The 14,176-nt window shown below is 40.7% G+C and carries 12 protein-coding genes; all 12 read left to right on the plus strand.

Translation table 11 applies throughout. From position 1 onward, the window contains the following. The first annotated feature begins 1,012 nt into the window (after positions 1-1,012). The 12 genes from MCS_RS06430 (at position 1,013) to MCS_RS06495 (ending at position 13,514) form a co-directional block, all read left to right on the plus strand. Positions 1,013-1,324, plus strand: coding sequence for a hypothetical protein (locus MCS_RS06430; RefSeq protein ID WP_004856596.1), 312 nt, complete (start codon positions 1,013-1,015; stop codon positions 1,322-1,324). Between the two features lie 434 nt (positions 1,325-1,758). Next, the gene (locus MCS_RS06440; protein ID WP_004856598.1) at positions 1,759-3,087 is read left to right on the plus strand and encodes a PBSX family phage terminase large subunit; all 1,329 of its coding nucleotides are present in this window, start codon (positions 1,759-1,761) and stop codon (positions 3,085-3,087) included. Next, the gene (locus tag MCS_RS06445) at positions 3,087-4,916 is read left to right on the plus strand and encodes a portal protein (protein ID WP_004856600.1); all 1,830 of its coding nucleotides are present in this window, start codon (positions 3,087-3,089) and stop codon (positions 4,914-4,916) included. The genes MCS_RS06440 and MCS_RS06445 overlap by 1 nt, the downstream gene beginning before the upstream one ends. Positions 4,917-4,985: 69 nt before the next feature. Then, positions 4,986-5,783, plus strand: coding sequence for a hypothetical protein (locus MCS_RS06450; RefSeq protein WP_004856601.1), 798 nt, complete (start codon positions 4,986-4,988; stop codon positions 5,781-5,783). Positions 5,784-6,083: 300 nt separating this feature from the next. After that, a complete protein-coding gene (locus MCS_RS06455) occupies positions 6,084-7,202 on the plus strand; it encodes a N4-gp56 family major capsid protein (protein ID WP_004856604.1) in 1,119 nt (372 codons plus the stop codon). 202 nt (positions 7,203-7,404) lie between these two features. Continuing rightward, positions 7,405-7,662, plus strand: coding sequence for a hypothetical protein (locus MCS_RS06460; protein ID WP_004856605.1), 258 nt, complete (start codon positions 7,405-7,407; stop codon positions 7,660-7,662). Between the two features lie 174 nt (positions 7,663-7,836). Next, a complete protein-coding gene (locus tag MCS_RS06465) occupies positions 7,837-8,532 on the plus strand; it encodes a phage adaptor protein (protein ID WP_004856607.1) in 696 nt (231 codons plus the stop codon). A 291-nt stretch (positions 8,533-8,823) separates the two neighbouring features. Next, a complete protein-coding gene (locus MCS_RS06470) occupies positions 8,824-10,287 on the plus strand; it encodes a hypothetical protein (protein ID WP_004856608.1) in 1,464 nt (487 codons plus the stop codon). A gap of 200 nt (positions 10,288-10,487) precedes the next feature. Continuing rightward, positions 10,488-10,946, plus strand: coding sequence for a hypothetical protein (locus MCS_RS06475; RefSeq protein ID WP_024864268.1), 459 nt, complete (start codon positions 10,488-10,490; stop codon positions 10,944-10,946). After that, entirely contained in the window at positions 10,943-12,067 is a 1,125-nt protein-coding gene (locus MCS_RS06480) for a tail fiber domain-containing protein (protein ID WP_004856612.1), read from the plus strand. The genes MCS_RS06475 and MCS_RS06480 overlap by 4 nt, the downstream gene beginning before the upstream one ends. After that, a complete protein-coding gene (locus MCS_RS06485; RefSeq protein WP_004856614.1) occupies positions 12,064-13,035 on the plus strand; it encodes a tail fiber protein in 972 nt (323 codons plus the stop codon). The genes MCS_RS06480 and MCS_RS06485 overlap by 4 nt, the downstream gene beginning before the upstream one ends. A gap of 233 nt (positions 13,036-13,268) precedes the next feature. After that, a complete protein-coding gene (locus MCS_RS06495; RefSeq protein WP_004856615.1) occupies positions 13,269-13,514 on the plus strand; it encodes a hypothetical protein in 246 nt (81 codons plus the stop codon). Positions 13,515-14,176: the final 662 nt, after the last annotated feature.

The raw sequence follows: 14,176 nt of genomic DNA on the forward strand, positions 1-14,176 counted from the left end.
GCGTGTCCTGTGAAGCGTGTCCTGTGAAGCGTGTCCTGTGAAGCGTGTCCTGTGAAGCGTGTCCTGTGAAGCGTGTCCTGTGAAGCGTGTCCTGTTTGGTAAAGCTTCTAAAGTAATGCTGTAAATAATCTGTAAAATTTGTGGTTTTCCAAAATCTTGCGGTTTTAAAAGTGAGAGCTTTTATGGTGTCTCATGCGCAGGATTGTGCCAATAAGCAGTTATTGGTTTATGATTCCTTGTGTTTTATTGAATCAGATTTGGTTGAACCATATTTATAGAGTCAGCTTCTATTGCGTCTAAGGGGGGCAATTCTGTCTTCATGTTTTCGTGTAGTCGATTTGAGGGATTCTAGAAGGGTTCTCTTTTAGAGGTAGAGGAATTTAAAAAAGAGTTTTTCTAGAACAGCTTTCCTTACTCATCTAACCAATGGATGTATAGAAGGTGAAGAAGCAGCAGAGGCAGCAAGAATAATAACAATAAAGTAAAAAAGAATAACGGCCCTTTATAAAAATTGCGTTATCTGAGGAAGATGGATGAGAGATTTTAGAGGGGGAGCTTTAGAGGAATCTGAAAGAGGTTTTCTCGTTCCCTCAGATGGATGAAAGATCTTTAGAGAGAATTTTCTTTTAGGGAAATCTGACAAAAAGTTTTTTTCTAGAGAGGGTATGGTTGACCACAATATTCTTTCATCCATCTTCCTCGGATAGTTCGATTATAATGTATCTCGTCGTTTGTTTTTTGGCCGTACTTTATTGTTGCTGTTTCACCTTCTATGCATCTATTGGTTAGGTGAATAAGGGACTTGTGTGGTTTCTTTTAAGTTAAATGATTGAGAGATTTTAGAAGGGGATTACTTAGGCAATCTTTGCGTGAGAGGTGCATAATCGGGCAAAGATTATCTAAACTATTCCCTTTTTGGTCTTTTTTTTTGGTAAAGAGGGTGAGGGTGTTGGTTTTTATGTCATTTTTTATGACATGCTTTCAGCTCCTCTTTATTTAAAGGAACATAGTGATGGCAAATGAACCTTGCCTTCCTTTGCGCCAAAAAAGGCGGAAAAAAGGAGCGTGGAATAAAACAACAAAGCGGTTCAATGAAGCGCTTCTTACAGCTGCTGAACAAGCGGGATATCACTATGGTGAGGATGGGTTAGTCTCTTATCTCCAATATCACGCACTGAACAATCCTGTACCTTTTTTTTCGCTTCTTGCTAAGGTTTTGCCTCTTCAAGTTACTGGAGATGCTGGAGAAGATGTTAAAATCACCCGTGTTGAAATTGTACCAGTTCCTCCCAAAGATACTGCTTCTGCGGATGAAAAGATCTGAAGCCTGTGCTCCTTGAGAATGATTGTTCTCAAAAAATGGGTGCATACCTTAAGAGAATTGAAGGTGGAAAGACCGGAGGAGGCTTGTGTCTTAACGGGTGTATGTGCGCAAGTATTGTTTGAGGGGGGCTGCAAGATGTTGTGTTTGCGAATTGTTTCTTTGTCTTTGTTTTTGGGGCTCTGTTTTTGGGGAAGTCGAAAATTGCGGCGTTTGAAAGCATGGTTTGAAGAGACGTTTGAGCTTGAGAAGGCTATACTTAAGGGGATATTCTTGATGGGGTGTGCTTAAGAGGATCTTCCTAAGGGACCTATTTGTGGGGGTGCTTTTTCGCTGATTTTTGGGTGTTCTTCCTTTGGAGGTGACTTTTGGAGGTGACTTTGGAAGAGGGATACCAGAAGAGCATGGCGTCTAGAGAATGTAGTTTTTGAGGATTTATGACAACCGCTCAAATTGCTCTTATTCCAAAGCTTATTCCCGTTTTTTCCGGAAAAGCTGATGTGCGCGCTGCTTGGGGAGGGCGTGGTTCTGGAAAAACACGCTCCTTTGCTTTGATGTCTGCTGTAATTGGATATCGCCATGGTAAAGCCGGGGAACGCGGGATTATCCTTTGTGCACGGCAATTTCAAAACTCTCTCAATGAAAGCTCTTTGGAAGAAATTAAACGTGCTATCGAATCTTATCCATTCCTCAAAGATTATTATGAAATTGGCGATAAATATATCAAGTCAAAAGATGGACGTATCGTTTACGCTTTTGTGGGGCTTGATCGCAATATCGCAAGTGTTAAATCAATGGGACGCGTTTTTCTTTGCTGGGTTGATGAAGCTGAACCCGTTACGGAAACCGCTTGGCAAACGCTTATCCCTACTTTGCGCGAAGAGGGAAATGAGTGGAATGCCGAATTATGGGTTACATGGAACCCTCTTCGAGAAAATGCACCCGTCGAAAAACGTTTCCGAAATGTCAACAATCCCAATATCAAAGGTGCAGAAATTAATTGGCGTGATAATCCTCAATTTCCCGAAAAACTTAATCGTGATCGGAAGGATGATTTGGAACAAAGACCTGAGCAATATAACCATATTTGGGAAGGCGAATATCTTCAAGCTGTTCAAGGCGCTTATTACCAAAAAGCACTGTTGGAAGCAGAACAAGAAGGGCGAATTACCGTTGTTCCACGTGATCCGCTTATCCAAATCAAAATCTTTTGGGATATCGGAGGGACAGGAGCAAAAGCGGATGCTACCGCTTTGTGGGTTGCTCAGTTTATCGGACATCAAATCCGTGTGCTTGATTATTATGAAGCACAGGGACAACCTCTTTCAGAACATCTCGGATGGGTGTTCCAAAAAGGTTATGATAAGGCCCTGATGGTTTTGCCTCATGATGGGGCAACAAAAGATCGTGTCTATAATGTGAGCTTTGAAAGTGCTCTCCAGCAAGCCAATTTCCAGACTAAAGTTATTCCTAACCAAGGAGTTGGCGCCGTTAAAATGCGGATTGAAGCCGTAAGGCGGTTGTTTCCTGCTATATGGTTTAATCGTGACACAACACACGCTGGGCGAAAAGCTCTCGCTTGGTATCACGAAAAACGTGATGAACAGCGCAATATCGGATTGGGTGCTGAACATGATTGGGCAAGCCATGGTGCCGATAGTTTCGGACTCATGTGTGTGGCTTATGAACAGCCAAATACCAGACCTCAAAAAAATGTTTATCGTCCTTCTTTTCACCATTCTCAAACTTCATGGATGGCTTTTTAATGAATATTTCTACAGATTCTTGTAATTCACTCGAAATGCTTGAACAGCAAGCGCTCTTTAAAAAACTTGTGCGTTGGTATCAGGATGATATCGCTCATGTTGAACAATGGCGAAAAAATGCACAAGAAGACTACGATTTTTACAATGGACGCCAATGGAATGAACAAGACCTAGCCGTGTTGCGGGAACAAAATAGGCCCGTCATGACTTTTAATCGCATTGCCCCTTTGATCAATGCTGTAATCGGAGCAGAGCGCAATAATAAACGACAAGTGCAATTTATTCCGCGTCAAGAAGGCGCTGCTTTTGCAAACCAAATCCTCACCGGAGCGGCCGAATGGTTTCGTGATGAAGCGGACGGAGAGTACGAAGATTCCGATGCTTTTCAAGATGCTATTATTTGCGGAATGGGGTGGACAGATACGCGTCTTGACTATGAAGAAGATCCGCAAGGAAAACCCGTCATTGCTCGACTAGATCCAATGAAAATGGTTTGGGATGCAAGTGCCGAAAAACCAAATTTGGTTGATGCGCAACGCGTGTGGTATATTGATGAAAAACCATTGGCCGTGGCGCGGGAAATGTTTCCAAATGTTCATTGGAGTGTTCTTGATGCCGATTGGGTAAGGCATCATACCTTTTTACATCCAACAAGCAGTGCTGAAATGCAAAGCTATATTGGAAATGACGATGAATGTGGAGAGACTTCCAGCCCAAAAATGGTTACTTTGGTGGAATGCCGGTGGTTCGAACGCGAAGTGATTTACAAAGTTCTTGATCCGATAAGCGGAAGATATACCGATTATTCAGAACAAGATTTTCAAAATTTGTGTAAAGATTTTCCTGCACTCCAAGCAACAAGATTGACAAGAAAAGTTGTTAAACGTGCCTTCTTAGGAAAAAAATTGCTCGAGGCACCCGATAAGCCATTGGTCCCGCCAAATCAATTGGGGTGGGAATGCATTACCGGAACTTTTGATAAGTCTAGTCGACAGTTTTACGGCATTGTAAAAGCAGCAAAAGATCCTCAACGCTGGGCGAATAAATATTTTAGTCAAGTGATGCATCTGCTCAATAGCCAATCAAAAGGTGGAATTATGGCTGAGCGTGATGCTTTCGATGATGATCGTCAAGCCATGGAAAGCTGGGCAAGAGCAGACAGTATTACTTGGCTTAAAAGTGGTGCCGTTTTGGGAGGAAAAATCCAACCTAAACCTGTTCCGCAATTTCCTCAAGGCTTTTTCCAATTGTTTAATGAAGCAAAAAGCGCCATTACACAAGTGACAGGATTGTCTCCTGAATTTGTTGGAACACGGGCTGTAAACCAACCTGGAATCCTTGAAGAACAGCGCCGTCAATCCTCACTCAATCTGTTGGCATCTTTCTTTGATGGGTTGCGCAGATATCGACAACGACAGGGAAAAATTATTCTCTATCTTATCCAAAACTATCTTTCCGATGGGCGTTTGGTGCGTATCGCTGGGGACGAAAATGCAAAATATGTTCCGCTGACACGTGAAATGATCACCAGTTTGGAATATGATATCGTCGTTGATGATGCGCCTACAAGCCTCAATGAAAAAGAACGGACATTTGCAATTATCATGCAGTTGCTTCCTTTGATGCAAAATTTCGCAACGCCAGATATTATGCTCGACCTCTTACGGTATTCACCACTTCCTGCGTCGCTTATTCATAAAATTGCTATCAAGGTGCAAAAGCAGAACCTTCCCCAAGAGGAGCAACAGGTTCCAGAACATGACAGCCAAAATGCTGATGTCGCACGTATGATGCAAACAGTTTTGCAAATGGCAAATACGCAAAAATAAGCGCGTGCATCTGAAAAAATTAGTCCCGAAAAGAGCATCTTATTGCTCGAAAAAGAAAAGGCCAACATCATGGATCAAGAACACTTAACGTCAGCAGAACAAAACCAATTGAGACAGGATTTTCTTTCCACAATCCATGAGGAAGAAAACAGAGAAAGTGCTGGGATACAAAGTGAAAAACCTCTTGAAGAAAATGGTAATGGATATCAGGAAATACAAAAAGAAAGTGCGCAAGCACAAAATGCTGTAAAAACCGCAGAAAAAGAAGGACCGCCTGATCCGCAAAAAGACTTTATGGGATATATGCAATGGTTGGGAAAAATGCAGCACCAACAGGAAGTGTTGCAAACAAAACAACAACCTTCTTCTACGCTTCCCGAAGCAGATCAGCTATACAATTTTTATCAGGAATCCGTCTCTCATGTGAAACAAAAACATCATGACTTTGATAAAGCTGCTGATTTTGTTTATGAGACACGCGCTAAGCAATTGGCTGCTTTGACTTCGCTCTATCCTGAAATGAACGATCCAAAAGTTATTGATGCCGTGATTGGAAATGAGCTGAAGCAGATCTTGTACGAATGTGTGCAAAAAAAACAAAATCCTGCCGAAGTGCTCTATAGTATGGCACAAAAAATTGGCTATACAAGCGCCCCAAATGGGAGCGCCCCAAATGAGAATGTAGAAAATTTACAAGAAAGACACAATTCTGCACGGACATTAGCGGCTTATAATGGTCTCACTCCGAGTGGTCCTATCTCTTTGGATATGCTCGATAAAATGTCAGAAGCAGAATTTAGTATTTGGATTACTGATCCCAAAAACAAAGCCGCTTTTAACCGTTTAATGGGTGGAGCAGAACTCTAACGCAGAAACATGTGGGGGAATTTCCTCACAGGAAGGCATGTGGGCTGAAAATTTCTCAAAGCGGAAATGCTGAAACAAACCTTTGAAGGTCCATTATGTCTGGGGAGATAAAAATAGAGAGGGTATCTCTTAAAGCGGAAACGCTCAGAGAAAACCTTTCAAGGGGGGAGGAAAAAGCTATTCAGCGAATACCATGAAAAATACACAATAATTAATCCACTCTCTGAAAATGAAAAATGTGGAGTGTCAACAACCGGCTTTGTGCCGGATTTTTTATATCTATAATCTTAAGAGGACAAAATGACCGTAACTTATATCGGATTGAATGACCCAGTAGCTGTCCGCACGTGGTCTAAACTTCTAAACCAAGAAGTTTCAAAAGCGATTCCTATTGCACCGTTAATCGGAAAAGACTCCAACAGTATCGTGCAATTAAAGGATGAAACAAATAAAGCAAGTGGTGATGCTATTAGCTTTGGATTGCGTGTGCAACTGTATGGCGATGGCGTGAGTGAAGGACAAGCTCTTGAAGGCAATGAAGAAGCACTGCAATTCCTTAATGATCGCCTGGCAATTAATGAACTCGTTCACGCGGTGCGTGTTAAAAATGAAGGAACAATCGACCAACAACGCGTTTTGCACGACTTGCGTACAGAAGCTAAAAATGGTTTGGTTGACTGGTATGCTGATCGTCTCAGTATGATGTTCTTTATTCAAGTTTGTGGATATACTGCAAAATCCATTAACTTTGAAGGACGGAGCATTAACCTTAAACCCGTTCATTACGGATTTAATGCACCAACTGCACCAACAGATAAACGCGTTGTACGCCCCAATGGAAAAACAAAAGATGAAGATTTGAAAGCAAGTGATGTTTTTGATCTCAAGTTAATCGATAAAGCTGTTGAACGCGCTAAGTTGGCAAATCCCAAAATCAGACCAGTCCGTGTTGATGGGGAAAACGTTTATGTGCTTTATCTCCATCCAACTCAGGTTACGCAATTGAGAACCAATACAGAAGCTGGACAGTGGCTTGATATTACAAAGGCAATCTATAATGGAAGCCGTATCAAAAATCCCCTCTATGATGGGTCACTTGGTATGTATAATGGGGTTATTTTGCGTGAAGCTGAACATGTCACGGAAGGTGTGGAATCTGGGGCAACAAACAATGTTGTGCCTAATGTCCGCCGTGCTGTTCTTTTGGGAGCACAAAGTGCTGTCATTGCTTTCGGTAAAGATCGGGGCGCTACACGCTATAAATTGGTCGAAGAGCTTTTTGACTATGAACGTGAGTTCGGTGTTGCGGCAAAAACCATTATTGGTATGAAAAAAACCTGCTACAATTTGCCAAACAGCACGCAAGGCGCTCAGGATTTCGGTACTATCGTGATCCCAACTTATGGAGCACCCGCTTAAGCTTTGTTATCGCCTTTTCCCCTCAGCACAACATTTTGTTGGGGGGGAGAGAAGCAGAATAGTGGCTGGATATTAGCGTAGAAACTGCATTAAAACATCCTCTATGATGGAGCGCTGGTATGTATAATGGGAGTGTTTTGCGTGAGGAAGAACATGTCACGGAAGGTGTGGGAGCATGTCATAGAATGTATGGGAGCGGGGAATGTGTGGAAGCTGGCGCAACAAACATGCTGTGTTTCATGTCTATCGTATTCTTTTTTGGGAGCACACAATGCTGTTATTGCTTTTGGAAAAAATCAGAGAGGCTTTTGGTAAAGATGAGGGGGCTATGTGCTATAAATGGGGCGAAGAGCTCTTCACTCTTAAGGCGCGTTCAGTGTTGCTGCAAAAATTTTTGGCTATTTGCCAAACAGGACACAAGGGGTTCTCAGCGTTCTTAGATTTCGCATATCGTCTGTAAGTCAAACTTATGGAGTTCTACAAGCTTAAGGAGTGTTTTCGCTTTTTGCTCCTCAAGAGAATATTGCGTGAGAGAAACATGTCAAAAGCGCAACATCTCATGAAAAAGCAACAAAGATTACTAGGGTTGCGGATCATTTCAAATTTTTCACATGCAAAAGGATTATGATGGCTTATGACTGTTTCATCTCCTAATTCCAATTCTCTTTATCTAAAACACTTAGAACATTCTAAAACTTTTGCTTATATGGTTACGCTTATTCAAGATGAAATTGACGATACAACAGCTGAGTATTCTGTTCAAATTCAAGATTCCATTTTAACTGCTTTGCGTTTTTGTGAACGGGAGCCTTTTTTCTTCAACGAAAAAAGAAAGCTGACCTTTAAAACACAAAGTGGAAAAACTTGGTATGGAAAAGAAGATGGGTTCTTTCTTGAATTAGAAAAAGCGCTTGAGTCCGTGTCTCTAGGAGAACATGGCGCTATGCAAAAACAACTTATTCCTAAATCTCTTGAAGTGTTGAAAAAACAATATGGAGAGCAACCGTTGCAGGGAACTCCTCTCTTTTATAGCTATTTTGAGAAAAAAATAGGGCTCTTTCCAACACCAAAAGATGTTGAAATCATATGTGTTTCTTATGATCCTATGCATCTGGGAGATGTAACTGTGATGGAAGAGGATAATCCTTGGTTGCTCCATGCTTTTGATCTCGTTAAAGCACGTGCGAAATATGAGCTCTATAAAAACATCCTCAAAGATCCTGAATATGCTGCAGTTTCTTTTAATGATTTTCAAGAACAGCTTAAAGCTTTGCAATTTGAAACATCACGTCGAAAAGATTTTTCTAACATTGTTCCAATGGGATTTTAATGTGCTGTTCGTTGGTATTGCGCGCAGATGGTTGAGCTTGTGATGCCCTCGGGATTTTGATCATTGGGGCTTGTGGCTAGGGGCGATGGCGGGAGCCGGGTGAGCTTTTGTTCCACATCACTGTGCTGCTGGTTCAGGGCGTTGTATCTTTCTCATTGGAGCTTTGCTTCTCTGTTTGGGCTTTGCCCTGATCCATTTTTAAGGTTCTTGCTTTTCAAACAAAAACAAGCCTTGGCGTTTTGAAATATTATACGGATAAGGTTTTTAAATATTCTTCTCATGAGGGCTTAAATGGCTTTTTTCCCAATCGCTGATTATCGACCTGATATTGCTGATATCAATAGCATGTTTTCTGATGAGCTTGTCAATGTTTTGCCGGCTGATGGATCCTATATTCCTATGCCAAGCTTTACACCTCTGTCAGAGCCTTGTCCTGATACCATTTTAGGCGCTATTGCTGTTAAAAGTAAAAAAGGTGTGATTATTATTGTTGGGACAGGAAAAAAAATTTACCTTCTCGATCATATCACAATGAGTTGGAAAGATATTAGCCGAAAGGGAAAACCCTATCTGGCAAATATTGATACTCCATGGTCTTTTGCTTTGTTTGGTGATTATGTCATTGCGGTTAATGCCAATGATAAACCGCAAGTCATGGACATTCAACGGAATGAACAATTTAGAAATTTAAGGGGAAAACCACCGCAAGCGGGAATCGTTCGGGTTTGGGGAGATTTCGTTTGTCTGATGAAATTGGCTGATCATCCAAGACGTGTCCATTGGTCTGGATTGAATGATGCCGAATGGTGGACAGTTGGAGAAAAAAGCTGCGATTATCAAGATTTTCCCGATGGTGGATCTGTGCAAGGGGCAACTGAAACAACAAATCCAATCATTTTTATGCGCTCTGCAATCTATGCCGGTTCTTTTATCCCAGGATCAAAGGTGATCTTCAGTTTCCAAAAGATACATGACAAAAGGGGTGCAAAAAACACTGAATCTATCGTTTGTCGAGGGGATCTGGCCTTTTTTGCAGATGAAGGTGGTTTTTATCAGATAACCCATGACGGAGAGATTATATCAATTGGCTTTGAAAAGGTGAATCGAACGATCACTTCACTGGTCAGTCGTTATGATCTTTCTAATTTAACTGCTGCTATCGATGGCGTTTATAACCGCGTTTATTGGATGATTGGTACCGATGAAACGAAAAAAAAACGCGTCTTGCTTGTCTATGATTGGGGATTGCAAAAATGGACCAAAGCTATCGTCGATACCGAAATGATTTTGCCTATTTTTTCAATCGGATCCACTCTAGAAGGGCTTGATCGAATTTCAGAGAGTATTGATGATTTAACCTTTTCTCTTGACAGTAAAGCTTGGCAAAATGAGGCACCAGTTCTTGGAGCATTTGATCAACAGGGGAGACTTGGATCATTTTCTGGTCCTCCTATGGCTTGTGTGGTGACATCACAGGAAATGGGACAGACAAATGGTATGATAACACGAGTCAAAAATATTATGCCTCAGGTGAATAGCGGAGAATTTTATTTGTCTGTCGGGATGCGTTTGCGCCAATCCCTTGAAGAGAAAACTATATGGCTACCAGAAAGACAGCCTTCACATAATACGGGGAAAATTCATTATCGTGCGAGAGGGCGGTTTTATCGTTTTAAACTGCGGATACCTGAGGGGGTAAATTGGTCTCGTATCACGGGGTTTGATGTGGAGTTGAGCTCTGCTGGCATGCGGTAATGCGGTGAACTATGTCTCAACGATGTGGTTGCAGGGCTTTTATTCAAGAACAATGCATTGAGTAAAAAGCATATAATAGCGGGGTGTTCTTGGATTGGTGAGAATGTTTGTCAGAGTCACCCATGCCTTTTGTTCTTGTGATTGAAACATAAAATAGAGTGTACCGTTTGCAGTGCTGAAGGGTAAAAAGAACCAAAATGATGAGAGTGCAACGAGACAGTAAAAATGTTTATTCTGTTTATCTTACAGAGCAATGGGCATGGAAAAAAATCGCACGCTATTATGATGAACTTAATGCTGCGCTGAAAAAATACGCTCAGAGATTTCCTGATGATGTTTGTTTGGCAACAATCGCTGAAGAGCTTGCTACCGGAAAAGCACAATTGTGGATTGGCTTAAAAAAGAAAACCCAATTTAGCGCTTTCGCAATTACCAAAATTGAAGTGACCCATACAGGAAAAAAACGTGTCGTCCTTTCCGATCTTGCTGGAGAGGGAGGACTGAAATTGGTCCCATTGATTGATGAAATCGAAAAATGGGCGCGAACAATCAATGCTGAGGAAGTGCTCATGCTTGGAAGACGGGGATGGGCTAAACAGCTTGCCCATCACGGATATTCTCTCAATCTTATTCATTATAGAAAGGTTCTGGTCTCATGAGTAGAAGAACAACACCACAGGTACAAACAACAACACAAAAAAATGAACCTCCAGCATGGATGGCTGATATCCTAAAACAAACAAGTGCTGATGCACTCAATCTTTATAATAAAGGGATTGGTGGGAATGTTTATCAGGGTGAACGCGTCGCTGCTCCTAGCTCTATGACCCAAAATGCTCTGAGCGGTTTAGAAAAAACTGCTGCGCAATATAATAATCCAGCTCTGACAAATTGGCTCAATGTACCAACGCAAAGTACTGCCAATCTCTCTAATATGGCAAAGGGAGACTGGATTGGAGGCAATAATAAGTTTAATGCTGCGTTGCAAAACGCCCTCAATACAACGTCTGAGGCGATTAATCAAGTTATGTCAGGGGCGGGGCGATATGGATCCGGTGCGCATACAAAAGTGCTCGCTGATGAACTTGGCGCATTGGCAACAAATGCAACAGCGCAGCAGTATAATCAAGATGTCAAAAATATGATGAATGCCAACCAGATGATTGATCGTTCATCATATGACCAGGTTAACGCTGCGAATACCTATTATCAAGGACAAAATAACGCACAAAACAATGCTTTGAAAGGTGGATTGATTCAAGATATGTACCGCCAAAATGTCTTGGATGCAGAGCGTCAAAAATGGACAGAACAGGATAGTCAAGGATGGAACAAACTGCAACAATTGTTGCAAATAGGAACCCAAGCCGCAGGAAATTATGGAACAAAAGTAGGAAAGACAACAACAATGCCTTCGGTTACACAAGATCCATTGCGTGATTTACAGCAATTGGTTGGATTGGTAGGAGGGGTTCTCTCTCTTTCTGATGTGAGGACAAAAGAAAATATTGTGCCTATGGGGAAGAAAAAGGGTTATTCGCTCTATGCCTTTAATTATAAAGGCAATCCACAACGTTATTGCGGTGTTCTTGCGCAAGAAGTGCTGCATTTAAAACCTGATGCTGTTTATGTAAATGCACAAACAAAACTCTTGCATGTGGATTATGGAAAAATTGGCCTTCATATGGAAAAAATAAGAACGCCTAAAAATAAAATTACCGCTTTCTTTTCTTCTCTCTTTGCCCGTTTTCGTTTTTTACAAAAAGGATATACTCTATGAGTTCGATTTATGATTGGTCGCTTTTAGCACCAGAAAATGCTTACGCTGATGAAAGCATAAATTGGTCTGAGGGACAACGTCCAAGTTCAGTGAATGATAGTGCCCGTGTGATGATGCAACGCATCAAAGAATATTTATTAGATCATGGTGGGGTGATTGATACAGAGTTTATCAATGAAGACTTAAGAGAGAGAACAACCATTCATTTGAACACAAAGTCTTCTATTGAATCTTATGTGGATGGTATCATTGTGCGTTTCAAGGCTACAGATGAGAATAGGGCAAAAACATTTATTTCTTTAAATTCTTTACCTGCTCAGGCCGTTTATAAGATGACCTTACAAGGAATCGCGCCTTTAAAGGGTAAAGAAATACAAACCGGGGGAATTTATGAACTGATCTATTCTTCTGATATAGCTGGACTGAATAATTCTGGTTGGTTTTTAACAAATCCAACGCATTCATTTCAAACTTTCCCGCCAGGATTCATTGCTACATTTGCCATGGAAAAAATGCCTACAGGTTGGCTTTTGTGCGATGGTAGTAATTATTTGCGAGACGAGTATCCAGAACTTTTTGCGGCTATTGGTGAAACATGGGGAAGTGGAGATAGTTACGGAACATTCAATGTTCCAGATTTGCGTGGAGTGTTTTTGCGTGGACTGGATAATAGAAGAGGTCTGGATTATGGACGCAGCTTAGGAAGTTTCCAAAAAGATAGTTTTAAAGCCCATTCTCATAGGGGATGGACAGATGAAGTAGGTAGACATTCACATAATATTCCTGGGCTAAAGAAGGGAATTCTCCACGAGGCTCCAAATCCGAACTATCTTATATGTTATCTAACAGATAAAGAAGATACGACTTCATTTGCAGGCCAACATAAGCACAGATTTTTAACAGACGAAACTGGAGATAATGAAACGCGCCCTGTCAATATGGCCGTTGTTTATGCTATTAAAACGTGAAAATTAAAACTTTTACAATTACAAAATGTAAAGAAAAGAATGCAAATTTTTGCTATGAAAAAAGAGATTTAATCTCGCAAAGCTCCTTGCAGAAATCTTCCATAGAGAAAAATTTTAAAAAGTTGTTTAAGCAATGTGCAGCATGGTTTGCATTATGCACATCTGCGTTGGTCAAAATGCGCTGAAATTTATCAATCCAGCCATTTTATTGTGCATAAAAAGGAGAAAACATCATGGCATTTTTTCCATTTTCTATCGCTGATATTAATGATCCCGAACGTATTCGCGTGGTTATTTATGCCAGTGGGAGAATGGGGCATCTTCCTTTGAATGCTTTGTTGACGAAAATCTATACAGATTTTAATCATTTCAATGAAAAACAAACTGAAGGCATTAAGCAAATTTCGTCCCGCATGGATGCATTCGAAGAACAATTGAAAAATCTCCAAGAATCTTTTGAAAAGATCAAAGAACAATAAAATACTTTTCTAAGCTTTTAAGAAGAGAAAACAAAATGTTCAAAGAGGTAAAAATTGCAAAGAGGATGATCATTTGCTCTTACTTTTTAGGGTGAGGGGCTCTTTTTGTTGTCAGAACAGCCTGAGAAATTCTGAAATCAGAAAATCCTTCAAAAGCAGATTTTGCGCATAAAACAAAGGGTATCTTTTGCAGATACACTTGGAAATTTATACAGATGGTGTAGGCATTTAGAAAATCGGTGCAACAATCATAATCCATAAAGGACAGTTCAATAAGTGTAATGTTAAAACTGTGCTGTTCGTTGTTTGTTAAACTATTTCCCTTTTGGGAGCATTCTCCCATAATATATTGTGATTTTTTATGAAAAAGAGGGGCATTATTGCCCCTCTTTTTTTGCTTGCTTTGATACGCTTCTTTGTGCTGATTGGCTCTTGAGAAGAGAGAAAGTTTTTTGTTTTTTTGGGGTACGACTGTCTTCATGTTCTGTTTTAAAGTGCTATCGTTTAGTCTTAAACAGGATATCATTGGGATTGATGAAGCTTCATCTTTTTGTTGTTGAGGAGAGTATTTTTTAGCGGGGTTTGTTGACATGTGTTGATTTTTACTTGATCCTCATCAAAAACAGAAAAACAGAAAAACAGAAAAACAGAAAAACAGAAAA

Origin of the sequence: Bartonella doshiae NCTC 12862 = ATCC 700133 (assembly GCF_000278155.1) — a bacterium.
Lineage (GTDB): Bacteria > Pseudomonadota > Alphaproteobacteria > Rhizobiales > Rhizobiaceae > Bartonella > Bartonella doshiae.